The sequence below is a fragment of the Nitrosomonas europaea genome (assembly GCF_900167395.1).
Classification (GTDB): Bacteria; Pseudomonadota; Gammaproteobacteria; order Burkholderiales; family Nitrosomonadaceae; genus Nitrosomonas; species Nitrosomonas europaea.
The window spans coordinates 36,144-60,826 of the sequence record NZ_FUWK01000003.1 but is presented as its reverse complement, the minus strand read 5'-3'; the positions used below and the strand labels follow the sequence as shown (position 1 = coordinate 60,826).

The 24,683-nt window shown below is 49.8% G+C and carries 24 protein-coding genes; 10 read left to right on the top strand and 14 right to left on the bottom strand.

Annotated elements, in window-relative coordinates; translation table 11 throughout:
* Positions 1–83: 83 nt before the first annotated feature.
* The gene (gene xerD / locus B5D58_RS01995) at positions 84–1,001 is read right to left on the bottom strand and encodes a site-specific tyrosine recombinase XerD (protein WP_041357182.1); all 918 of its coding nucleotides are present in this window, start codon (positions 999–1,001) and stop codon (positions 84–86) included.
* 144 nt (positions 1,002–1,145) lie between these two features.
* Complete coding sequence (locus B5D58_RS01990; protein ID WP_011112027.1) at positions 1,146–1,976, bottom strand: cytochrome C assembly family protein; 831 nt, start codon at positions 1,974–1,976, stop codon at positions 1,146–1,148.
* Between the two features lie 137 nt (positions 1,977–2,113).
* Between B5D58_RS01990 and ffh the strand changes: the two genes are divergently transcribed.
* On the top strand, positions 2,114–3,460 hold the full coding sequence (ffh, locus tag B5D58_RS01985; protein WP_011112028.1) for a signal recognition particle protein: 1,347 nt from the start codon (positions 2,114–2,116) through the stop codon (positions 3,458–3,460).
* Positions 3,461–3,498: 38 nt separating this feature from the next.
* Here ffh and B5D58_RS01980 read toward each other — a convergent pair whose 3' ends face one another.
* From B5D58_RS01980 to coaBC, 3 genes are read right to left on the bottom strand one after another with little or no spacing between them, the layout of a single operon-like run.
* Complete coding sequence (locus B5D58_RS01980) at positions 3,499–3,942, bottom strand: DUF192 domain-containing protein (protein WP_011112029.1); 444 nt, start codon at positions 3,940–3,942, stop codon at positions 3,499–3,501.
* Positions 3,936–4,385, bottom strand: coding sequence for a dUTP diphosphatase (dut, locus tag B5D58_RS01975; protein WP_011112030.1), 450 nt, complete (start codon positions 4,383–4,385; stop codon positions 3,936–3,938). The genes B5D58_RS01980 and dut overlap by 7 nt, the downstream gene beginning before the upstream one ends.
* Positions 4,372–5,601, bottom strand: coding sequence for a bifunctional phosphopantothenoylcysteine decarboxylase/phosphopantothenate--cysteine ligase CoaBC (gene coaBC, locus B5D58_RS01970; RefSeq protein WP_011112031.1), 1,230 nt, complete (start codon positions 5,599–5,601; stop codon positions 4,372–4,374). The genes dut and coaBC overlap by 14 nt, the downstream gene beginning before the upstream one ends.
* 146 nt (positions 5,602–5,747) lie before the next feature.
* Between coaBC and radC the strand changes: the two genes are divergently transcribed.
* The 3 genes from radC (at position 5,748) to rpmG (ending at position 6,920) form a co-directional block, all read left to right on the top strand.
* Positions 5,748–6,422 (top strand): RadC family protein, encoded by a 675-nt coding sequence (gene radC / locus B5D58_RS01965; RefSeq protein WP_011112032.1) that lies wholly within the window; start codon positions 5,748–5,750, stop codon positions 6,420–6,422.
* 68 nt (positions 6,423–6,490) lie between these two features.
* Positions 6,491–6,727: a 50S ribosomal protein L28 gene (gene rpmB, locus B5D58_RS01960; protein WP_011112033.1), complete on the top strand. Its 237-nt coding sequence runs from the start codon at positions 6,491–6,493 to the stop codon at positions 6,725–6,727.
* Between the two features lie 37 nt (positions 6,728–6,764).
* Positions 6,765–6,920: a 50S ribosomal protein L33 gene (gene rpmG / locus B5D58_RS01955; RefSeq protein ID WP_011112034.1), complete on the top strand. Its 156-nt coding sequence runs from the start codon at positions 6,765–6,767 to the stop codon at positions 6,918–6,920.
* A gap of 74 nt (positions 6,921–6,994) precedes the next feature.
* Here the strand turns inward: rpmG and B5D58_RS01950 are convergent, their stop codons facing one another.
* Complete coding sequence (locus tag B5D58_RS01950; protein ID WP_011112035.1) at positions 6,995–8,191, bottom strand: DesA family fatty acid desaturase; 1,197 nt, start codon at positions 8,189–8,191, stop codon at positions 6,995–6,997.
* Positions 8,192–8,334: 143 nt separating this feature from the next.
* The gene (gene polA, locus B5D58_RS01945; RefSeq protein ID WP_011112036.1) at positions 8,335–11,073 is read right to left on the bottom strand and encodes a DNA polymerase I; all 2,739 of its coding nucleotides are present in this window, start codon (positions 11,071–11,073) and stop codon (positions 8,335–8,337) included.
* Positions 11,074–11,088: 15 nt separating this feature from the next.
* Between polA and B5D58_RS01940 the strand changes: the two genes are divergently transcribed.
* From B5D58_RS01940 to B5D58_RS01925, 4 genes are all read left to right on the top strand, one after another.
* The gene (locus B5D58_RS01940; protein WP_011112037.1) at positions 11,089–11,808 is read left to right on the top strand and encodes an LOG family protein; all 720 of its coding nucleotides are present in this window, start codon (positions 11,089–11,091) and stop codon (positions 11,806–11,808) included.
* A 59-nt stretch (positions 11,809–11,867) separates the two neighbouring features.
* Positions 11,868–12,251: a DUF2782 domain-containing protein gene (locus B5D58_RS01935; RefSeq protein WP_011112038.1), complete on the top strand. Its 384-nt coding sequence runs from the start codon at positions 11,868–11,870 to the stop codon at positions 12,249–12,251.
* An 83-nt stretch (positions 12,252–12,334) separates the two neighbouring features.
* A complete protein-coding gene (locus B5D58_RS01930; protein WP_011112039.1) occupies positions 12,335–13,285 on the top strand; it encodes a homoserine kinase in 951 nt (316 codons plus the stop codon).
* A 121-nt stretch (positions 13,286–13,406) separates the two neighbouring features.
* Positions 13,407–14,198: a BPSS1780 family membrane protein gene (locus B5D58_RS01925; protein WP_011112040.1), complete on the top strand. Its 792-nt coding sequence runs from the start codon at positions 13,407–13,409 to the stop codon at positions 14,196–14,198.
* Between the two features lie 87 nt (positions 14,199–14,285).
* On the opposite strand, the gene B5D58_RS01920 is transcribed toward B5D58_RS01925, so the two are convergent.
* From B5D58_RS01920 to hrcA, 5 genes are all read right to left on the bottom strand, one after another.
* The gene (locus B5D58_RS01920) at positions 14,286–16,520 is read right to left on the bottom strand and encodes a UvrD-helicase domain-containing protein (RefSeq protein WP_011112041.1); all 2,235 of its coding nucleotides are present in this window, start codon (positions 16,518–16,520) and stop codon (positions 14,286–14,288) included.
* Positions 16,521–16,580: 60 nt separating this feature from the next.
* Entirely contained in the window at positions 16,581–17,450 is an 870-nt protein-coding gene (locus B5D58_RS01915) for a phosphoribulokinase (RefSeq protein WP_011112042.1), read from the bottom strand.
* 116 nt (positions 17,451–17,566) lie between these two features.
* The gene (locus B5D58_RS01910) at positions 17,567–18,361 is read right to left on the bottom strand and encodes a M48 family metallopeptidase (protein WP_011112043.1); all 795 of its coding nucleotides are present in this window, start codon (positions 18,359–18,361) and stop codon (positions 17,567–17,569) included.
* A gap of 99 nt (positions 18,362–18,460) precedes the next feature.
* The gene (hemH, locus tag B5D58_RS01905) at positions 18,461–19,555 is read right to left on the bottom strand and encodes a ferrochelatase (protein WP_011112044.1); all 1,095 of its coding nucleotides are present in this window, start codon (positions 19,553–19,555) and stop codon (positions 18,461–18,463) included.
* A gap of 24 nt (positions 19,556–19,579) precedes the next feature.
* Positions 19,580–20,596: a heat-inducible transcriptional repressor HrcA gene (gene hrcA / locus B5D58_RS01900; RefSeq protein WP_011112045.1), complete on the bottom strand. Its 1,017-nt coding sequence runs from the start codon at positions 20,594–20,596 to the stop codon at positions 19,580–19,582.
* Between the two features lie 217 nt (positions 20,597–20,813).
* On the opposite strand from hrcA, the gene B5D58_RS01895 reads away from it, so the two are divergent.
* Together B5D58_RS01895 and recN are read left to right on the top strand one after the other, a co-directional pair.
* Entirely contained in the window at positions 20,814–21,704 is an 891-nt protein-coding gene (locus B5D58_RS01895; RefSeq protein WP_011112046.1) for an NAD kinase, read from the top strand.
* Between the two features lie 5 nt (positions 21,705–21,709).
* The gene (gene recN, locus B5D58_RS01890) at positions 21,710–23,395 is read left to right on the top strand and encodes a DNA repair protein RecN (RefSeq protein WP_011112047.1); all 1,686 of its coding nucleotides are present in this window, start codon (positions 21,710–21,712) and stop codon (positions 23,393–23,395) included.
* Between the two features lie 29 nt (positions 23,396–23,424).
* Here the strand turns inward: recN and B5D58_RS01885 are convergent, their stop codons facing one another.
* Entirely contained in the window at positions 23,425–23,856 is a 432-nt protein-coding gene (locus tag B5D58_RS01885) for a bactofilin family protein (protein ID WP_011112048.1), read from the bottom strand.
* Positions 23,837–24,610, bottom strand: a complete 774-nt coding sequence (locus B5D58_RS01880; protein WP_011112049.1) for a DUF6776 family protein — start codon at positions 24,608–24,610, stop codon at positions 23,837–23,839. Before B5D58_RS01880 ends, B5D58_RS01885 begins: the two co-directional genes overlap by 20 nt.
* Between the last annotated feature and the right edge of the window lie 73 nt (positions 24,611–24,683).

The following is a 24,683-nucleotide window of genomic DNA, read 5'->3' as shown; positions in this document are numbered from 1 at the left end:
GCGATCAGGTATGCCATAGAAACTCTCCACAAATCGATTCAAATCTGATCGCCGTGTAAAGCTCATCATCGAAGGCTCACAAGTTACAGCGTCCCCCTTGGATGATGCCGGGCATGCAACTGCTTCAGCCGCTCGCGTGCAACATGAGTATAAATTTGCGTAGTTGAAATATCACTATGGCCAAGCAACAGTTGCACCACTCGCAAATCAGCACCATGATTGAGTAAATGAGTAGCAAAGGCATGGCGAAGTGTATGGGGAGACAACAGCTTTACGATTCCTGCCTGTCGTGCATGGCGCTTGATCAGATACCAGAATGCCTGGCGGGTCATGGCATCACCACGTGTGGTCACGAATGACATATTGCTATGTTTGCCCGCCAGCAGTACCGGGCGCGCTTCCTGAAGATACAAGCTCAGCCAGTGCAATGCTTCCTCACCCAGAGGAATCAGACGCTCCTTGCTGCCCTTACCTAAGATACGCACCACTCCCATATCCTGGCGAATTTGGGAAATGCTTAATCCAACCAGCTCTGAAACACGCAACCCTGCAGCATAAAGTATTTCCAGCATGGCACGGTCACGTAAACCAAGTGGCTGCCGGGTGTCCGGTGCTGCCAGCAGTGCTTCCACCTCCGTCTCAGTCAGGCTTACAGGTAAATGGCGGGAGATTTTCGGACTATCTATATTCGTGGCAGGATCCGCCAGGATTTTCCCCTGGCGTAACAGATACCGGTAAAACCGTTTGATACAGGTGAGCGCCCTGCAAGTAGTACTTGCTTTCACCCCCTGTCCGATCCTGTCGGACAGAAAAGCCAGCAAATCAGCTTGTGTTACGTCACTCAATGATCCGTTTGTCCTTGGCTGCCGGCCGAGCCATTCAACCAGTTGCATCAGATCTGCCCGATAGCTGGCCAATGTATTACGGGACAGACCATCCTCCAACCATAAGGCATCCGTAAACTCATCCAGCATCCGGATATTGGTGTCGGTTATGTTCATGCGGAGCATATCTCTGAAAAAATCAGGGCTCTGGCGCACATCACCCTGTCAATCTGTGATTCCGGTCAATAGTGGCAAAAGAAACTTTCAGCTATTCTCAAGAAGAACTGCTGCTGATCAGCACAATGACTTCCGGAATCCTGATTACCGGTTGAGAATGATTTCCAGCACGAATTTGCTGCCGATGTAGGACAGAACAAGTGCAACAAATCCAGCCAGCATCCAGCGAATGGCAGTGCGGCCGCGCCACCCGTACAGATGCCTTCCTGCCAGTAAAGCGGCAAATATTCCCCAGGAAATGAAACCGAATAATGATTTATGTGTGAATGGGACAGACTGGCCGAATAATTCCTCCGAGAAAACAATGCCACTGAGCAGAGTGAGGCTGAGCAGGATAAATCCAACCCATACAAGACGGAATAGCATTTTTTCCATCACCAGGAGCGGTGGCAGTTGTGAGAATATCGGGGAGACCTCTGAATGATGCAAGCGACGTTCGAGCAGCGTCATCAACACTGCGTGCAAGGCCGCAATCGTGAAAAGACTGTAAGCGAGCATGGCTGCCAGCAAATGGGCCTTGAAGGCTGTCATCCCGGCATGAGCAAGCGGATGGATGGAAGGCAGCAGTAATGGTATCAGAACGGCGACCGCCGCTATGGCTGAAAGTGGAGCGATGAGATTCTGTAATCCCCGCAATGATGAAAAGAATCCAGATACCCAGTAAATCACCGCAGTCAGCCAAACAATGGCCGAAATGGCATTCCCGACACCGAAGCTCAGCACATTATCCATAAACACGGCGTGATAAAGCACCAGACCGTGTACTAGCAGTGGAAGCAGCATTACATACTGCTGCAGCCTCACATTCGGCACTGCTCCTGCAGCAGATGTGTCGGTACGCATGGCTCGCCAGAAATACCATCCGGCAATCCCGTAAAGCAATGAAGCACTGAGATAAGTTAGAATGCTGGGCATTGGCAATCGGTCTGAACAATTGGCGAAGAAGCAGCCAGTCTACTCTTCGTCTGAATAAAGCAGAAGTACTGTCTGGCAGCAAAGTTTAACACAGGGCGTCACTCTCGCCAGCGAATACCGTTTCTACAGGAGCTTACATGTTTGACAATTTAACCGAACGACTTTCCGATGTCATCAAAACGTTGCGTGGTGAGGCACGCCTGACTGAAAGCAATATTCAGGATGCGCTGCGCGAGGTACGCATGGCCCTGATCGAGGCAGATGTAGCCTTGCCGGTCATCAAAATATTCATCGAGCAAGTCAAGCAACGTGCAATCGGTCACGAAGTACTGGACAAACTCTCTCCTGGCCAGGCACTCATCGGTGTTGTTCATGAGGAGCTGGTCGCCATCATGGGCGGCGACAAGGCGGAACTCAATCTGAATGTTGCTCCGCCTGCTGTCATTCTCATGGCAGGGTTGCAAGGTGCCGGTAAAACCACCAGCAGCGGCAAACTGGCGAAATGGTTGATGGATCAGAAGAAAAAGGTCCTGCTGGTGTCCTGCGACGTTTATCGCCCCGCGGCAATCGATCAACTGGCGCTGCTGGCTGAACAAACCGGAGCCGATTTCTTCCCGGTACAAACCGGCCGGCAACCTGCTGAAATCTGTACTGCAGCCCTGGATTTCGCACGTAAGCATCATCATGACGTGGTAATCGTCGATACTGCCGGACGACTGGGTATCGACGAAGCCATGATGCGGGAAATCAGTCAGCTGGAACAATTGCTGAAGCCGGCTGAAACATTGTTTGTCGTCGATGCCATGCAGGGACAGGATGCGGTCAATACCGCCAAAGCCTTTGCAGAAGTACTGCCACTGACTGGTGTAATTCTCACCAAGCTCGATGGTGATGCACGTGGAGGAGCGGCACTTTCTGTCCGGCACATTACCGGCAAACCGATCAAATTTGCCGGTGTCGCTGAAAAGCTGAACGGGCTGGAACCGTTTTATCCCGACCGCATGGCTTCGCGCATCCTGGGTATGGGGGACGTGCTCGGACTGATCGAGGAAGCACAGCGAACATCAGATCAGAAAGAAGCAGAACGCCTGATGAAGAAAATGAAATCAGGCAAGAGTTTCGATCTCAACGATTTCCAGCAACAGTTTCAGCAGATGAAAAAAATGGGCGGCATGAGCGCCATGCTGGAAAAACTGCCTCACCAGTTGAGTCAGGCCGCACAAAACATGAATGTCGATGAAAAAATCATCAACCGTACCGAAGGCATCATCAACTCCATGACACCTCAGGAACGGATCAAGCCGGAGATTATCAAAGCTTCCCGCAAACGTCGAATTGCTGCAGGCTCCGGTGTTTCCGTACAGGAAGTCAATCGCCTACTCTCACAATTCGAGCAAGCACGCAAGATGATGAAAATGATGAATAAAGGTGGTATGGCAAAAATGATGAGAGCAGTCAAGGGAATGCTCCCACACATGCGGTAGATAAACGCCGGTGTAACAGTCCGACGGACATTGATATGCTACCTCCCGGTATCCGGGAGTTGCATAACCCGGTCACCTGCTTTGATCTTGCGCGCTTCAAACCAGGCGGCATCCATCTCGAGCGCATACCGTGCTGCACTGGCAGAACAGTGTGGTGTAAGCGTTTCAGGTATCATCCCGGCCAGATTGAGGATTTTTCCCGTTTCATCCAGAAAAGCGACGCTCAAAGGGATAACGGTGTCCTTCATCCACATGCAGTGAATGCCGGCAACCGGAAAAACAAAGAGCATACCGCTGTCTTCAGGAAGATACGTACGATACATGAGCCCTGTCGTACGAGCAGCAGTCGTATCCGCCAACTCGACGGTGATCACATGATCCAGAATACTGAGTTTCACGACTGGCAGCGATTGATCCTCAGCTTCAGCCGTATTCGACAAACTGCTGACCATCAGCAATACAGCAAGGCAAGATCTCAACATTTACCGGTACTTCCAAACCCCTGTTCTCCGCGCTGACTTGGCTGAAAATTTTCCACGACATTAAAACCGGCCTGTACCACGGGTACGATAACCAGTTGTGCGATCCGCTCCATCGGATCGAGCGTGAATCCTGCCTGACCTCGATTCCAGCAGGAAACCAGGATTTGCCCCTGATAATCTGAATCGATCAGCCCCACGAGATTGCCCAGCACGATTCCATGCTTATGTCCCAGGCCGGAACGAGGCAGAACCATTGCGGCAAAACCGGGATCAGCCAGATGAATGGCAATACCGGACGGGATCAACAGTGTTTCCCCCGGATGGATTTCCATTCTTTCATCGATGCAGGCACGCAAATCGAGGCCGGCCGAGCCCGGTGTGGCATAGCCGGGAAAAACATCTTGCAGACGCGGATCAAGCAGCTTGATATCAACTTGTTTCATTATGATGGGTATATCCCTTACGTTTATCATAGAGATGGGCGATATGCGCCATGACCAACCGGGCTTGTATATTTTTGTTGGCCTTTGGCAGATAGTGCGTCCCTTCGTCATCCAGCAGAATCAGGGAGCTTTCGTTTGAACCAATAGTTTCAACAGCATTATTGGCAACGATCAGCGGCAATTTCTTCCTTTTCCTTTTTTCTGCTGCATATTGTTCGATCGCCTCCGTTTCCGCCGCAAACCCCACACAAAACGGAGGGTTAGGCAGATTGGCGACATACTGCAGAATGTCCGGGTTGGGTACCAAAGTCAGCGTAATATCTGCTACCGTTTTTTTGAGTTTGGAAGGGTGGCATTCAGCCGGACGATAATCGGCAACAGCTGCAACGCTGATAAAAATATCATGACCCTCCACTTCTGCTTTTACGGCAGAGAACATTTCACTGGCACTGACAATGTGGGTCAGCTTATCGACTGCCGGAAAGGGAGGACAAACCGGACCGCATACCAGGGTCACCTGTGCACCGGCCTCAAGTGCTGCCTGTGCAATTGCTATACCGGTTTTCCCGGAACTCAGGTTGGTAAGCCCCCTGACTGCATCCAATGCTTCGAAAGTCGGGCCCGCTGTAACCAGTACCCGCTTACCTGAAAGATATTTAGGCTGAAAAAAGCAGCGAACCTTATCCAGTAAATCTTCCGGTTCGAGCATGCGCCCCTCTCCGATTTCTCCACAGGCCTGGTAGCCACTGCCAGGTCCGAGCACCGTAACGCCATCCTGCCGTAAAGTAGCGAGATTGCGCCGGGTGGCAGCATTTTCCCACATCTGTACATTCATGGCAGGTGCTATCAGCAATGGACAATCTCGTGCCAGACAAAGCGCAGACAGCAAGTCATCTGCCAGACCATGCGCGATCTTGGCAATAAAGTCGGCACTTGCCGGTGCAATCAGAAGCGCATCCACCTCCCGGGAAAGATTGATATGCGCCATGCCGTTCAACATACCGGTATCCCAAAGTTCAGTAAATACCTGTCTGCCCGTAAGCCCCTGCAACGTAGCCGTACCGACGAACCGGCAGGCAGATTCAGTCATCACAACCTGTACTTCAACCCCTTCCTGCATCAGGAGCCGGACCAGCTCCGCTGCTTTGTAGGCAGCAATACCGCCCGTTATACCCAGCAACAGACGTTTTCCTGCAAGCGCATCAACCAGAATCATATTAAGCAATAGATATATTTATATTCAGATAGTTACATTATTTTTTCAGTAAAAGAATAAAACAGCCATTCATTTTTGGCTGGAATGACCGTTCCACTCACATCACTGGGGTCAAGCGTATTCACTTTTACAGGATTCATTCAAACATGGCAATTTCTGACTGGCCGGAGGCTGAGCGCCCGCGGGAGAAACTGATCGAGAAAGGTGCCGCCGCCCTTTCAGATGCGGAATTACTGGCTATTTTTCTGCGTACTGGCATTACCGGGGTCAGCGCTGTCGAGCTGGCTCGCAAGCTGCTGACTCATTTCGGCAGTCTGACAAAATTATGTGCTGCAAGCCTGCACGAATTCAGCGAGCTGCCTGGAATGGGACCGGCAAAATTTGCACAACTGCAAGCAGTCATGGAAATGGCAAAACGCGCATTAGCGGAAGAGCTCAAGAATGGTGACATCATGGATTCTCCGCAATCCGTACGCAACTATCTTTGTCTGAGCCTGAAAGGAAAACCATACGAAGTTTTTGTCGGTATTTTTCTGGATGCCAGACATCGAACGATCGTTACCGAAGAATTATTCAACGGTACATTGACACAAGCCAGTGTTTATCCGCGTGAAGTTGTCAAACGTGCCCTCTATCACAACGCAGCAGCTATGATTTTTGCACACAATCATCCTTCTGGAATCGCTGAACCCAGTACAGCAGATGAGATATTGACCCAATCCCTCAAACAGGCACTGGCACTGGTGGATGTGAAGGTACTCGATCATTTTGTCATCGGCAGCAGTGAAGTCGTGTCATTTGCGGAACGTGGCCTAATTTAAATTGAAAAACATATCCATACAAGCTATCATGTTGGGCTTCGGTATTTTAATCACAGGAGTTATGTAACATGGCGCGTGTATGTCAAGTCACGGGGAAGCGCCCCATGAGTGGTCATAATGTCTCTCATGCCAACAATAAAACCAAACGCCGCTTTCTGCCAAACCTTCAATCACGCCGCTTCTGGCTGGAAAGCGAAAATCGCTGGATACGTTTGCGCCTTACCAACGCTGCGTTACGTACCGTTGATAAAAACGGTATTGATTCAGTAGTTGCCGACATGCGCGCACGCGGAGAGCGTGTCTGATTAGCGCTCTGCAAAACAAACAGAGAAAGGTATATCTATGCGCGAGAAAATAAAATTGGAATCCTCAGCAGGAACAGGTCATTTTTATACTACGACCAAAAACAAACGTGCCAACCCGGAGAAACTGGAAATCAAAAAATTTGATCCGGTAGCTAGGAAGCATGTAACCTACAAAGAGACAAAACTTAAATAAAGTATTTCGTAAGTTAGTCCTAATAAACAAAAAACCCGCGGACGCGGGTTTTTTTGTTGTGACCTGACTCTAGTCTAGGCCATGGCATAGCATCGTAATCTGCGGGAGAATTTCTCCAGTAATTCAATACCACTTTCTTCCGCACGACGACACCAATCCTCCAGTTGCTTAAGCAACTCATCCTTGGTTGCTGCAGAACGTTCCCATATCAAAGACAGTTCTTCTCTCATGCGATAAAGCTTATCCAGCTTCTGAGCATGGCTTAATACCGTCTCCAGCTTAGTACGTTCCTCCTCTTTCAAGGTCTTGGCGTCAGCCAGCACCCAGTTTCTCAAAGTCAAACCATCCACACCATTTTCAATTGCAGCCTGCTGCAAATGCACCAGCTCATTCTTAAGTGCGATCTTCAATGATTTGGTGTATTTCGCCAGAATCTCATACCGGTGGGAAATAACCGCCTGTAATGTTTCCAGATCACATTCGGTTTTGGCTTTATTCAACTGCAACTTGGGAGCTATTTTCTTCACTCGTGCCAGTCCCATCATTTCCAGTATCCGGATATACATCCAGCCAATATCGAATTCATACCACTTGTTGGATAATCTGGCAGAAGTCGGATAGGCATGATGGTTGTTATGCAACTCTTCCCCACCGATCAGGATTCCCCACGGAACGATATTACGACTGGCATCCTCCGAGCGGAAATTGCGATAGCCCCAGTAGTGTCCGATACCATTTATGACACCCGCAGCCATCACTGGCGTCCACATCATTTGCACAGCCCAGATCGTCAACCCAAGCGGGCCAAATAAAATCACATTGATAATCAGCATAGACGCAATACCAGCCACACTATGTTTGGTATATACATTGCGCTCTATCCAGTCATCAGGAGTACCATGTCCATAACGGTCGAGTGTCTCCTGATTCTTGGTCTCAACTTTGTACAGCTCTGCACCCTCACCCAATACCTTTTTTATACCAAAGACCTGTGGGCTGTGAGGATCATCCACGGTTTCACATTTTGCATGATGTTTCCGGTGAACTGCTGCCCATTCCTTGGTTACCATGCCGGTTGTCAGCCACAGCCAGAAACGAAAGAAATGACTGGGTATAGGGTGTAACTCAAGTGACCGATGTGCCTGATAACGATGCAGAAAAATGGTGATACTGGCAATCGTTATGTGGGTAAATACCAGCGCCACAACAATATAGCCCCACCAGGGCAGATCAATGAGTCCATTCATCAATATTGATGCGATGTCGTCCATATTTGTAACTATCCTCCTCGCTATTTACAATTTTATACCACTTCAATCTAAAGAGATGTCTCTCATAAGTCAAGAAAATTAACAATATTTTCAAGTATAACCGGATAAAAATTTGTATTTCCCAATACGGATCAGAAACACAATCAATGCGCCTGATCCCAGTTTTTTCCGATACCTGTCTGAACTTTCAGCGGCACATCCAGTTTGAGAACATTTTCCATCAGTCGAGGCAGATTTTCCTTGATTACTGGTAATTCATCCACAAGCACCTCCAACACCAGCTCGTCATGAACCTGCATGATCAGTTTACTCTGGAGTTGTGCTTCGGCCAGCCATCGATGTACGGAGATCATGGCCAGTTTGATGATATCTGCGGCAGTCCCCTGCATCGGCGCATTGATTGCCGCCCGTTCAGCTCCCATCTGGCGATTACGCTGATTACTGCGGATATCGGATAATTGCAATCTTCTCCCCAGGACGGTTTCGACATACCCGTGCTGCTTTGCAAGTTCTCTCGTACGCTGCATATAATCCGCCACACCCGGGTAACGCGCAAAATAGCGGTCGATAAAAGTACGGGCAGCCGTACGCTCTATACCCAGTTGAGTGGCAAGCCCGAATTCAGACATGCCATAAATCAGACCAAAGTTGATAACTTTGGCGTAACGGCGCTGCTCTGGATTTACCTGCTCAACAGGAACACCAAACACCTCGGCAGCCGTGGCACGATGGATATCCTGTCCTTCAGAAAAAGCGTGTATCAGCCCTGCATCCCCGGAAATATGCGCCATGATGCGCAGCTCGATCTGCGAATAATCTGCTGACATAATAAGCCAGCCATCCGGCGCGATGAATGCCTCACGGATACGCCTACCTTCCGGTGTACGCACCGGAATATTCTGCAAATTCGGATCGTTACTTGCCAGACGGCCGGTAACGGCAACCGCCTGCGCATAATGGGTATGTACACGGCCGGTTTGCTTGTTCACCATCTGCGGCAATTTATCGATATAAGTCGATTTGAGCTTGGCAAGGCCCCGATAATCCAGCAAAACCTTAGGCAGCGGGTAATCCGACGCCAACCTTTGCAGCACTTCTTCATCAGTGGATGGCACCCCTTTGGGTGTTTTCTTGATGACCGGCAATTTGTGCTGACCGAACAATATTTCTTGTATCTGCTTAGTTGAATTCAGATTGAAAGCATGACCAGCGAGGGAATGCGCCTGCTGTTCAAGCGCAACCAACTGCTGCGTCAGCTCACCACTCTGCACCCGTAGTAAATCGGTATCAAGCAGTACGCCATTACGTTCGATCCGGAACAGGACTTCCAGTAACGGTATTTCGATCTGCTGATAAATATACTCAAGATGGGCATCCTGACTGATTACCGGGTATAAAACCCGATGCAGGCGCAAAGGGATATCCGCATCTTCAGCTGCATAGATCCCCGCCCGATGAATTTCCACCTGCTCGAACCCGATACGTTTCGCTCCCTTACCGGTTACTTCATCATAGCTGATGGTTTGTATGCCTAGATGCCGGCTGGCCAGACTGTCCAGATCATGCGACAAATGGGATTCCAGTACATACGATTGCAGCAGGGTATCGTGTACGATCCCGTTCAGCATTACTCCATGATTGGCAAACACATGCCTGTCGTATTTCAGATTTTGTCCGATCTTGAGTTTCTCGTCACTCTCCAGCCAGGGCTTCAGCCGTTGCAACACCTGTTCACGATTCAGTTGCGAAGGTACACCCGGGTAATGATGGGCAAGCGGTATATAAGCTGCTTGCCCCAGCTCCATACAAAACGAGAGCCCTACCAGCTTTGCTTCCATCGGATTCAGACTGGTCGTTTCGGTATCGATCGAAACCAGCTCGGCAGATTCACATTGCGCCAGCCAGTCACCCAGTTGCGCATCAGTCAGAATAATCTGATAGTCACGCCCATCATCATTTTCTCCCTCTGGTACCGATGGATCATCCACTATCGCAGCCATAACACTTGACTCGGCTTTCTCATTTTTCTCCGGACCAGGCTGTTTGAGTTCGCGCAACCAGCTCCGGAATTCGAGATGCTCGTAGAGTTCTGTCAGCCTGGCTGTATCGGGCGGAACGGCAACCAGATCCTGCCAGTCCATTGCAAGGGGGACATCACATTTGATCGTCAGCAGTTTTCTTGAAACCTTCAGCCAATCCAGCGCCTTGCGCAGATTTTCACCCACCACACCCTTTATCTCATCCGCGTGCGCAATCAGATCATCCAGCGTGCCATATTGATCGAGCCACTTCACCGCAGTTTTAGGGCCTACTTTCTCCACCCCGGGAATATTGTCCACGCTATCCCCCACCAGCGCCAGAAAGTCGATGATCTGTGCAGGTGTCACACCAAATTTTTGCAGAATACCTGATTCATCCAGTGATTCGTTATTCATGGTGTTCACCAGCCAGATGCCTGGCCTGACCAGTTGTGCAATATCCTTATCGCCCGTTGCGATCACACATTGCGCCTGCCTGGCGATTGCACGTTCCACCAGCGTTCCGATAACATCATCGGCCTCAACACCCTCCTCTATCAGCAGCGGCCAGCCCATCGCCCGGATACAGGCATACAAGGGACCGATCTGGCAGACCAGATCTTCCGGCATCGGCGGGCGGTGTGCTTTATATTGCGGGTAAATATCGTCCCGGAATGTTTTACCTTTTGCGTCAAACACACACGCGCTATAATCTGGCCGGTATTCCTTATGCAGGCGACGCAGCATATTCAGCACGCCATAGATTGCACCAGTAGGTTCATTAAGGCGGTTACGCAAATCGGGCAGGGCATGAAAAGCACGATACAGGTAGGAAGAACCGTCGACTAGCAGAAGTGTTTTCATCAAACAAGGACCTCTATGAGCTTGCAAGCAAAATTATCGGATGCCCTCACCTTGGAGAAACCCTGGTCAGCCCGGGAATCATGGCGGGTTTTCGGAATTGTGGCGGAATTTGTCGAAGGCACGGAACGACTCGAATGTATCCAGCCTGCCATCAGTATTTTTGGCAGCGCCAGAACCCCTCCTGACCATCCGCATTATAAATTAACCGAAGCGATCGCAAGGCAATTGTCGGATGCCGGATTTTCGGTCATCTCTGGTGGTGGGCCGGGTATCATGGAAGCAGCCAACAAAGGTGCTTTTTATGGCAAATCTCCCAGTGTGGGGTTGAACATTCAGCTTCCACACGAGCAGCACCGTAATGTTTATCAGGATATCAGCCAGACTTTCCGCCACTTCTTTGCCCGCAAGTATATGTTCATCAAGTTTGCAACCGCCTATGTCGTGATGCCGGGCGGATTCGGAACGCTGGATGAGCTGATGGAAGCATTGACACTCGTCCAGACCGGCAAAACCCGCAAGATGCCGATCATTCTGGTTTGTTCAGATTTCTGGACAGGAGTGATCGACTGGTTTCGACAGGTACTTGTCCAACATGACTTCATTTCATCAGAAGACATGGATCTCATTCAAATTGTGGATGAACCGTCCCAGGTCGTAGATGCAATCTTCCGTTATTATGAAACTTCAGGATTTGAGCCCTCTGCTGCTGAGCGCAACATACAGCTCAATCTTTAGCACCAGCAGATTCATATCACTAGAGAACATCAGAATATTCCAACTTTCCGGTAATCAGCATGAGGTCAACAACGCTTTTATTTTTCTGCAGCAACCTGGTCTGGATATCGCCCCTGACGTGGGCGCAAACCAGCCAGCAACCGGATAATCTGATTCCATTGCCGGAAATTCCCGAATCTCCTTCTGCCGGGGAAGAAAACGGCCTTCCTCCCGAACTGGGACTGGATCCATCTCTGGAGCCGGAAATAACGATTCACGAAGGAAAAGACAAAACGATGATTGAAGAGTATCGCGTCAATGGCGAGCTGTATGTCATCAAAATCACCCCCCGGATCGGCAAACCTTATTATCTGCTGAATCGGCGCAGTGCTGTCGGGATGCCTCACCGGGGAGATATGGAATCGGGTGTAAGTGTTCCGATGTGGCAGATTTACCGCTTCTGAGCAAGAGTCAGGGCCCAAGCATCTTTCATCAAACCTGCCTGTTTGTTGACCGCCTTCTCAAACCAACTTTCAACGCTTCATTCATGTCTGTTTTCACCCCGGTTACCAAAGAACAGCTTGCTGTCTGGCTGAAAAATTACTCACTTGGATCACTGATCGACTTGCAGGGTATTTCATCCGGTATTGAAAATACCAATTATTTGGTCACCACTACACAAGACAAATTCATTCTCACTCTGTTCGAGAAGCTGACCAGTACCGAGCTGCCCTTCTATCTCAACCTGATGGCGCATCTCTCCGAGCAAAGCATTCCCTGCCCCAGGCCCGTTGAATCACAAAACCACCGCCTGCTGGGGCAGTTGAACGGCAAACCAGCCTGTATCGTGACCTTCCTTCCCGGACGATCCATGGTACAAGTCGCAGAAAAACAATGTGCACAAGTCGGTGAAATGCTTGCCAGAATGCATCTGGCTGGCCGAAACTACTCCGGCTGGAATCAAAACCCGCGCGGATTGAATTGGTGGCAGACTACGGCCGAAACAGTCATGCCTTTCCTTTCCTCTTCCGAGCAGAATCTGCTCGATGAAGAATTGCAATTCCAAGCGGCACAGATGACTGCCAACCTCCCGCAGAGTGTCATACATGCTGATCTTTTCCGGGATAACGTCCTGTTCACATCCGACGGCATTGGCGGTGTCATCGATTTTTATTTTGCCTGTAACGACACGCTGCTCTACGATCTGGCGATTACAGCCAATGACTGGTGCACGCTTACAGATGGCATAATGGACAAAACACGGATGCACGCCCTCGTAACGGCCTACCATGCTGTACGGCCATTGACGGCTGATGAACATTCCGCCTGGCCAGCCATGCTGCGCGCAGGTGCACTGCGCTTCTGGCTATCGCGTCTGTATGACTACTATCTTCCCCGCCCCGGGGAACTGACACATAAAAAAGATCCGGGTCACTTCAAAAGAATTCTGGAACATCACCTGAGCAATCCGGGTGTATTACCCTCTTTTCAGGCCTGAGGCGGATAGATCAGAATTATCATTCAGTACACCCGGTCAGGTGACGACTGCCTTTCTCACCTGTATCCTGTAAACAATCAGGTTTTTGACAGACTTACTTCAAATTACTGGAGAACGACGGATGGAAGCGCGATACGTACGCGGCAGACAGGGCTTACAGTGGATTCTGAGTGGCTTTTACTTTTTTCGTATGGCGCCACTCAACTGGATACTCTTATGCTTCACCTATTTACTCATTGGTATCACACTGGGACTCATCCCGTTGCTGGGCAGTTTCATCGGTATATTGACCGTGCCCGTCTTCGTAGCCGGGATCATGGTCGGGTGTAGGAAACTGGATCTGAGCGGCAAGCTCGAACTGGAATACCTGTTTTACGGATTCAAAAAATACACGGTACCTCTCATCACAATCGGTGGAGTTTATCTGATCGGCGATATTCTGATTACCGGTATTTTCATGCTGCTTGGGGGAGATGCAGTCGTTGATATGTGGCTGCACGGCAAACGATTCAGCGAAAATGAATTACCCGGCGTCATGGATGATCTGCTGTTTGCCTCATTGCTTTGCCTGTTGCTCGCCATTCCGCTGATGATGTCGATCTGGTTTGCACCCATGCTGGTAGTCTTTGAGAACATGCCTCCGCTCATCGCCATACGCAAAAGTTTCTTTGCGTGCCTGAAAAATCTCTTTGCTTTCCAGATTTATATGGCCATCTTGTTTGTTCTTGGAATGTTGGCAGCGATGCTTTACGGGTTGGGTTTCATCATCTGGTTCCCGGTCGCATTTGCTTCCGTTTACGTCAGTTACAAAGACATCTTTCACTACGAACAGGATGAAGATACTCAGCCCAAATCAGATGAGCCAAGTACTGAAGAAAACAAAGAAGATTCCAGCCAAACCAATGAACACTGAGCCGAGCCCAGGATCCGGTTTACAAGGAAGATCCATCAGAAAAACTGGCAGCAGCCTGTTTTCAGATCGGTAGCTATACAACTGCCGTTACAGGGGCTCCAGTTTTGCATAAGCAAGCGAGAGCCATTTTGTACCTGCCTGGTGAAAATTCACCTGGATCCGCATATCCGTCCCGCTACCCTCATAATTCAGGATAATACCCGTGCCAAATTTGGCATGCGATACTTGCTGGCCGACGTGAAAACCTGCGCTATTCAGCCCTGATGATGTCATTCCGACTGCTGCTGCCATCGTACTCCTGCCTTTCTGACTGCTATTTATAGTGCTGGCAACGGTTTGTCCTGTTCCCGACACCCCCTGACGAAAACTTCTTCCGGAAAAATCGGAGCGCAGCCTCTTCAAAAGATCTTGTGGGATTTCATCAATAAAGCGGGAAGGTATGTTCACACGCACCTGACCATGCAACATGCGGCTCTCGGCGTAACTCAGATACAGGCGCTGCCGGGCACGTGTCATTGCCACATACATCAGACGCCTTTCTTCTTCCAGACCATCAGGCTCATTCCGGCTGTTTTCATGGGGAAACAGACCTTCCTCCAGACCGCTGATGAATACCGAATGAAATTCCAGTCCTTTTGCAGCATGTACTGTCATCAGCTGAACCGCATCCTGATAACCTTCCGCCTGATGCTCACCCCCTTCGAGCGAAGCATGTGCCAAAAAAGCAGTAAGACTGTCATCTTCGGACTCATGCACAAAACTGGTCGCGGCATTGATCAGCTCCTTGAGATTCTCCAGGCGCTCGCCACCTTCACGTTCAGCCTGATAATGTGCTGCCAGCCCGCTCTGATCGATCACACGCCGGATAATTTCCGGTAACGGCAAGCCCTCGCCATCCTGCTGCATGGATAAAACCAGGCTGACAAAACCTGCTATTCCTCTCCCGGGCTGGCTGTTCCTGGTGGCAACCGCTTTCCCTCCCTCATATACCTTGAATGCTGCCTGCCACAGACTGGTGCCGAGCATCGCAGCCTGATCCTGTAACTGTTCCAATGTACGTGCACCAATTCCTCTGGGAGGAAAATTAATGATCCGCAACAGGGCATTGTCATCATCCGGTAAAGCGATCAGTCGTAAATAGGCCAAAGCATGTTTTACTTCCTGACGATCGAAGAAACGCATACCGCCATAAACACGATAGGAAACAGATGCATTGAACAAACCATGCTCCAGCACCCGTGATTGCGCATTGGAACGATAGAGCAGGGCAATATCAGAAAGAGCCAGGCCATCGGCATGCAGTGCCTTGATTTCATCAATGATGAAACTGGTTTCATCCATATCTGTGGCGGCATGATATACCCGCACCGGTTCACCCTTCCCCGCCGCAGTCCACAAATTCTTACCCAAACGTCCCTTGTTATGTTCGATCAGCGCATTGGCAGCATCCAGAATATTGCCGTGCGAACGATAATTCTGCTCCAGCCTGATGATCTTCGGTACGCTGAAATCCTTTTCGAGATCCCGCATATTCCCGACATGCGCTCCCCGGAACGCGTAGATGCTCTGGTCATCATCCCCGACGGCAAAAATGGCTGCATGCTGCTGCGAACCCGGGCCCGCCAGCAATTTGATCCATTTATACTGCAGGCGATTGGTATCCTGAAATTCATCCACTAATATATGTTCGAAACGACTGCGATAATGATCACGCAGAATTTCATTGCGGCTCAATAATTCATAGCAGCGCAGCAGTAATTCGGCGAAATCGACCGTACCTTCCCGCATACTGACAATTTCGTATGCCTGGTAGCATTCGGCCAGAGTCTGATTGAAACCGCCATGCACATCGACCTGCGAGGCTCGTAATCCCTCTTCTTTGGCATTATTGATAAACCATTGCAGTTGTCTGGGCGGCAACATCTTTTCATCCAGTGATCGTTCCTTCAGCACACGCTTGATGACAGCCAGCTGATCAGCCATATCCAGTATCTGAAATGCCTGTGGCAACCCCGCATCTTCATGATGAGCACGCAGCACGCGGTGACACAAACCATGAAATGTGCCCACCCACATAGCACGAGTGTTGACAGGCAGCATTGCACCGATACGCGCGACCATCTCGCGTGCTGCCTTGTTGGTGAAGGTAACTGCCAGGATATTCTGTGGCCGGGTGCGGCCCGATTGCAACAGATAAGCAATTCGTGTAGTCAGCACCCGGGTTTTACCACTTCCGGCACCTGCCAGCACCAGTGCTGACTGGTGTGACCAGGTGACGGCTTCCAGCTGTTCCGGGTTGAGATCAGTAAGTAATGCAGTCATATAGAAGGGAACAGCCGAATTCCCCCGCCGGCTGTCAGAGTCGACGGGGTCTCAGAAAAACTATTTTTTGCTTTTTGCCACCAGATCCAGAATCAGCGGCGTCAGGATCAGCTCAATCGCCATACCCATTTTACCACCTGGAACAACGATGGTATTGGGACGAGACATGAACGACCCGCTTATCATATTGAGCAGATAAGGGAAATCTGCTCCACGGTGATCACGGAAGCGGATAACCACCATACTTTCGTCCAATGTGGGAATATCCCGTGCAATGAACGGGTTGGATGTATCAACCGTCGGCACACGCTGGAAATTGACATGTGTGCGTGAAAACTGAGGAGTAATGTAATGAACGTAATCATGCATACGGCGCAAAATGGTATGTGTCACCGCCTCGGCCGAATATCCTCTGGCAGCAGTATCACGGTAGATCTTTTGTATCCACTCCAGATTGACGATTGGAACCACACCCACCAGCAGATCGACATACTGACTGACATCAGCCGTATCACTCTTCACTCCGCCATGCAGACCTTCGTAAAACAACAGGTCAGTGCCCGGCTGAATGGACTTCCAGGGTGTGAAGGTACCGGGCTTCTGATTGTAAGGTTGAGCCTCCTGTTCATTATGCAGATAAAGACGAATCTCTCCGGATCCACTTTGGCCATACGACCGGAACAATTCTTCCAGTTTCTCGAATTCATTGGCTTCCGGGCCGAAATGGCTGATAGGACGCCCTCCCCCTTTTTCTGACTCTTCAACTGCCTGTTTCATGGATTCACGGTCATAACGGTGGAAGCTGTCTCCTTCCACCACAGCCACATTCAGCCGCTCGCGCTGAAAAATATGCTCAAAACTTGTCTTGACTGTAGAAGTTCCAGCTCCGGATGATCCGGTTACTGCAATGACAGGGTGCTTCTGCGACATTTGTTTTTATCTCCTCAAATATAAAAAAATAATTTCCCTAAAACCAGCAAACCGCCGTTCCGCAAGTGTATTGCGAACACCTCATTCATTGCTCATACAGCCGTCACCCAATGAGTCTATTTGGTACAGCGGGGATTCTTTCCTGCAGCATTTGCCTGCTGCTGTAATCGTTGCGCCCTTGGCAAATCTGCTTGCAGATTTTGTATACGGGAAGTATGCGAAGGATGTGTGGACAAAAATTCTACCGGTTCTGCTCCCTGGCTGGCCTGTGCCATTTTTTGCCACAATCTTATGCTTTCTGCCGGATTGAATCCGGCCTTGGCCATTAAATCCAGGCCAATCGTATCTGCCTCTGATTCATGCAACCTGCTAAACGGCATGATAACCCCGTATTGCGCACCAATCCCCAGCAGACCGACTGCTGTCTGCCCCAATGCAGATTGGGGTGCGGCAATCGCCTGGATGAGTGAAATTCCCAGATTGGTGCCCGCCTGCTGAGATAAGCGCTCGTTACTGTGGCGCGCCATTACATGTCCGACTTCGTGGCCAATGACTACTGCCAGCTGATCCTGGTTATCCACCAGATTGAGCAAGCCGGTGTGCACACCAATTTTTCCGCCGGGCAACGCAAACGCATTCAGTGATTCATCTTCAAACACGACGACTTCCCATTCTCCTCCCACTTCCCGTGTAATCGCACTGGCCACACAACTTACAAAACGGTTACTTGCCGTATCATGACTGATTTTGTTTTCACGCTTCAGCGTATCAAACGCCTGAAGGCCCATACTGTTCACTTCGGCATCCGGCATAAAAGCAACCTGTGTCCGACCAGTGGGAGAAGTCGCACAAGCGGCGAGAATACAAACAAGCAGGCAGGAAAACAATAACTTTATCTTTGAAATACTCATCACTATCCCTCCCTTAAATCTGGACATGCCCCGGGCATCTGACGTCTGCCAGGGGCAAAAACGCTGCACCGGTCATTGGTGAAATCACACATGAACACATCATTCCCTTGCACCCAGAGCAAGCGCCCGTTTGCGGGATCGTTCCGCAGCTTCTTCGGATAATCGCCGATCAGCCCAACCGGTCAAATGGGTTTGAATGATATTCCCGATCGCCTCGATCCAGAGTGGATGTTCATTGAGACTTGGTATGTAATGAAATTCACCCCCGCCCGCCTCGGTAAAAATCGCTTTTCCTTCCAGTGCAATTTCTTCGAGTGTTTCCAGGCAATCCGAGACGAAGCCAGGACAAACGACATCGACTCGCCCGGTTTTCTGTTTACCCAACTCTGCCAGAATTTCCGCAGTATAAGGTCCCAACCATTGCGCAAAACCAAAACGAGACTGAAAACATATCTGATAGCGATCATCCGCCAGTTCCAGTGCTTCAGCCAGCAATCGCCCGGTTTTCTGACACTCGCAATGATAGGGATCACCCATCTCCAATGTTTTACGCGGCACGCCATGAAAACTGATGATCAGTTTGTCAGGCTGGCCGTGTTTTTCCCAATAATCACGAACATTCTGTGCCAGTGCTGCAATATAACCCGGATCATCGTGGTAATGCCTGACAGTGCGAATATCAGGAATATTACGCATTTTCCTCAATTCGGAGAAAACACCGTCCAGCACACAACCGGTACTGCTGGCAGCGTATTGGGGAAATAGCGGTAATACCAGAATACGGTCACAGCCTTGTACTTTCATCTGCTGCAATTTTTCCGCAATGGACGGATTGCCAATAATCATCGCATATTCAACCACCAGCGAAGAATCAGCCTGCTGCTCCAGTAAAGCGGCTACCAGTGCCGTCTGGCGCGCAGTATGCACTCTCAGGGGAGAACCTTCGGATGTCCAGATCTGCTCATACTTTTTGGCAGACTTGGCCGGCCGGACATTGAGAATGATGCCATTCAGAATGAACCACCACAGCCAGCGTGGAAATTCGACGATACGCGGCTCGCTCAGAAACTGCTTCAGATAAGCTCTCAGTGCTTTGGCAGTCGGCGCATCCGGCGTACCCAGATTGATCATCAGAACACCGATCTTGCCGACCGAACCATGGCGATAAGCGGGTTCCGGTAACATTCGAGTCATAAGTAGAATGAAGTAAACAGGCTATTACGACAGATTGCTCGAAAGCAGCTTGGCGGTAATATCCACGATAGGAATGATACGTTCATAAGCCATGCGCCGCGGGCCGATCACGCCAACCGTGCCGACAATTTTTCCTTCCATTTCATAAGGTGCAGTAACGACACTGACCTCTTCCAGCATCGTTTCATCCGACTCTCCCCCGATGAAGATCTTCACCCCGTGTGCCTGACGGCTCAGCTCCATCAGTTGTAACAGTTTGGATTTTCGCTCAAACATTTCGAACAGACTTTTCAAGCTGGAAAGATTATCTGATAAATCGCGCACGTCAAACAGCCTGTGTTCTCCAGCAATTACCACTGCTTCGCTGCTTTCCTGCAAGGCATCATTGCCTATTTCAATTGCTGCATTCATGAGACCGGTCATATCCCGACGCAATTGTGTCAACTCGCGCTGGAGCCCTGAGCGAATTTCTTCCAGCGTACAACCGGCATAGTGCTGATTGAGAAAATTTCCGGCCTCGATCAGATCAGACTGACTGTAAGCGGTTTCCGTAAGAATGATACGATTCTGGACATCACCTTCCGGTGTCACCAGAATCAGAAGAATCCGTTTTTCAGTCAGTGCCACAAATTCTATATGGCGAAAAACTGCGCCTCCCATCCGTTTAGGTGTGACCACCACGCCTACAAATCGGGTCAGCTCTGAAAGCAGACGAGAAGTAACATTCATCAAATGGGTGGGGTTGTTCGGATGCAGCTGGTTCTCCAGCAAAGTAATCTGCTCATTATCCAGTGACTTGACCACCAGCAGGGTATCGACGAAAAAGCGATAACCCAGCGTGGTAGGCATGCGCCCGGCCGATGTATGCGGACTGGAGACATACCCCATTTCTTCGAGGTCAGTCATCACATTGCGGATCGTGGCCGGACTCAGGTCCAATCCGGAAAACTTGGCGAGTGAGCGTGAACCGACTGGCTGACCTTCATGAATATAACGTTCAACCAGGGTTTTTAGCAGAATTTTCTCGCGTTCGTTAAGCATTTATCTATTCTACACGAATCAGCTCTGCTACAAGTGGGGTTGGTCTGAAGCTGAAATCCCTTGGTTTCATGGATAGCGTAATACTACTTCTCGGCTGATTTCTACCTTTTTTGGCATGGGCTGCGGTAATATCCGATCCTTACGATCACCTAGAATCAGCCGGATCGCCTGAAACAGAAATCCAGGTATTTTTAACCGCTCCGACCTCTTATCACTAATGGACAGCGCCTTATTCAAAACGATTGCTCTGATCGGGAAACACAAAAATCCCGATATCGTGATTCCCCTGCTGAGTCTGGCAGAGTATCTGACCGACCGAGGTATCAGTGTGGTACTGGACTCTCTGACCGCCGCCCATATCAGTAACAGCAGGTACCCTATACTGACACTGGAAGAAATCGGTAAACAGGCAGACCTTGCAATCGTGCTGGGAGGTGACGGAACGATGCTCAACATTGCCCGTGCACTCGTTCCGTTCAGTGTTCCACTGATCGGCATCAACCAGGGAAGATTGGGGTTCTTGACTGATCTTACAGCCGATACCATGCACGAAACCCTGAATGACATGCTGGCAGGCCAGTTCGTCGTGGAAAACCGCATGCTGCTGACCGTCGAGGTTACACGCAATGGAGAAAGTGTCTTCAAAGAACTGGCTTTCAATGATGTGGTACTTCACCGGGGTATCAGCAGCGGTATGATCGAACTTGAAGTCCACATCAACGGTGAGTATGTTTATTCTTTACGATCGGACGGCCTGATCATTGCGACACCCACCGGATCGACAGCTTACGCGCTTTCCTCCGGCGGGCCGATCCTGCATCCCGGTCTCAACCTGATGACACTGGTGCCGATCTGCCCACATACCCTCAGCAACCGCCCCATCGTAATCGGCGCAGATGCAACCATCGAAATCAAAGTTCATTTCACGACCGAGATAAAAATCTACACAGACAGCCATTCCTGGTTCGATCTGAGTGAACATGACAGAGTATTCATTCAACGCTGTCCGGAAACCATCAAACTCCTGCACCCCGTCCACCACAGTTACTACCGTATGTTGCGAGAAAAACTCGGCTGGAGCGGTATTCTTCAAAAAAACAGCCGGTAGTCTCCATGCTGCAAAATCTGTCTATTCGCAATTTCATCATCGTTGACCATATTGATCTGCATTTCAAATCAGGTTTTACAGTTCTGACTGGCGAAACCGGCGCAGGAAAATCCATTCTGATCGATGCGCTGGAACTCGTACTGGGAAGACGGGCTGATACGAGTCAAATCAGATATGGCTGTAAACGTGCTGAAATTACTGCACAATTCTCCGTAAACACTATCCCTGCTTTACAGGAGTGGTTAGTGGAAAATGCACTGGAAGATGAAACCGGTATATGTCTGTTGCGCAAAATCATGGAATCGGGTGGACGTTCACGCAACTTCATCAACGGACACCCTGCCACCCTCCAGCAATTACGCACGGTTGGTGAATGGCTGGTCGATATTCACGGCCAACATGCCCATCAGTTGCTGATGCACGGCCACAAGCAATGTGAATTGCTCGATGCCTGGGCAGGTGAATCGAATCTTGCCCGGGAAGTAGCCTCCGCTTACCGGCACTGGCAGGATCTGTGCCAGCAAAGACTCGCATGGGAACAGCACAGCGAACAAAATTTGCAGGAGCACGAAACCCTGACGTGGCAACTCCAGGAACTGGCCGCCCTGAATTTCTCACTGGAAGAATGGGAAAATCTGCAAATCGAACATAATCGGCTGACACATACTGCAAGCCTGCTGGAAACCGCACAATTCAGCCTGGAATCATTATCGGAAAATGAAACGGCGGTACTGGCGCAACTCAGCACGGTGCTCACCCGCCTGAACAGCCTGATCGATATCGACAACACACTCGAACCCCTCTGCAACCAGTTGCAATCAGCTCAGATACAACTGCAGGAAATCGTATATGAATTGAAACGTTATCAGCAGCACCTTGATATCGACCCCCGCAGACTGCAGGAAACAGAAACACGCATTGCAGCCATTCATGGAACAGCCAGAAAATACCGTATCATGCCGGAAATACTGCCGGATTTACTGGAAACAACCAGACAACGCCTGGAATCATTGGAAAATGCAGCAAGCAGCGAAGCACTGATGAAAGCAGAGAAATCTGCCAGGAATAATTTTGAGAATCTCGCCGCCAGGTTGAGTCAAGCAAGGCAGCACGCCGCAGATCAATTGTCTGGCTTGGTCACGGAAACCATGCAAACTCTGGCAATGGCAGGAGGCCGCTTCAATGTGGCATTGATCCCGATACCCTCGGGTAATCTGCACGGCATGGAACAGATCGAGTTTCAGGTGTCGGCCCACCGGGATCTGCCCTTACGCCCGCTGAATAAAGTAGCCTCCGGCGGTGAACTCTCACGTATCAGCCTGGCAATCCAGGTCATTACCAGCAAAGCCGGCACTGTCCCCACTCTGATTTTCGATGAAGTCGATACCGGAATAGGCGGGCGCATTGCCGCAATAGTAGGCAAATTGCTCCAGCAACTGGGAAAAACGCGACAGGTAATGAGCATCACACATCTCCCACAAGTTGCAGCCAGAGGAGATCATCACTGGCGCGTATCCAAAACCTCCGAGACAGAAGATGAGCAACTGCCGGCAAGCCATATTTCAGAACTGGATGCAGCAGAAAGAACCGAAGAAATTGCTCGGATGCTGGGCGGTGAAAATCTGACTGCCGCCACGCGTCAGCACGCAGCAGAAATGCTGGGATACGATAAACAGAATCAATCGACTTGAGCAGGCGGAATCCGGCTCTGAAAATAAAACTACTCCGTACTCTCCTGTTGCCCTTTGGATTCCTCGGCGGAAGCAACGTATGTGATCAGCTCCGGTTGAGAAGTCTCGGTACAGACCATTTTCCCCTCAATAACCGCTCCCTGATGAATTTTGATGGTTTTATAGAAAATATCCCCGCTAATTTTCGCTGCGGGCTGCAGTTCGAGGCTTTCATCGCAATGAATCGGCCCTCTCACTGTGCCATTGATGACGATATACGGCACTTTGATTTTTCCTTCGACCATCCCCTGCTCACTGAGCACCAACAAGGAATGTTGTTTACCATTTGCCGACACGATGCTGCCACAAATACGACCATCCACACGCAGCCCGCCAGAAAAATGAATATCGCCAGTAATTACGGTGCCTTCCCCAATCAATGTATTGATATCACTGACTATTTTATGTTTTCTTCCGAACATGCTCCGATTCCTTTAAAGGTAACTGGATCGTCTTCGTTAATACTGCCTTACTCGAGCCGTTCTCATAAATAAAAACCTGCAGACTCTTCACTACCGTATCTGCCGGTATCTGGAAACTTTTCTCCAACCTGTGATAAAAGCGAAAATTGATAGGAAACTCTTTGGAAGCATTCTCATCCACGAGTGAGATGAACTTCTCCTCACCATTTTGAAGCAACCCAACCACAAATTCGAGCTTGCCACTGAATTCTTTTAAACGCTGGCCTCCCTGAGCAAGCAACAATGTATACAGATACTCACCTGGGAGTTGGCCCGCTTCCAATGAAAAACGGTGAATGATAAGTTCCACATTGGAGGATTCCTCATTTCCGGAAATCATCTGCTGGAACAAGGTTAAATCCTCCCTCAGCCGCTCATTTTCCTCATCCAGGGATTTGACCTGCTTTACCAGGTCCGCACGAGTAGCATTACCGATCTGCAACTGTCTGACAAGCTCCGCAAGCTGCGAACAAAGCGCAGTATCGTATTTTTCCAGGCAGCTGTTCGATTCAAGGATTTGCTCGAGCACGGGATCAGCCGTAACCGTAATGTTACCGGCCGGCTGAGCTGTACTTTGCCCGATGACATACATTCCATAGGCCAACAGGGCTATCAGCAACAACCCGACAAATGACATCAGCAAACGCCGGTACCAGGGAACATGAGGGCGCACAACCAGCTTAGGTGCGCTGATGCTTTGTCTGTTATGCAGCAATTTTCTCCCTCGGCTCCTGGAAATTTCTGAAAGGCTTACGCTTGCACTATTCGCAACACGATATTTCTTCAGC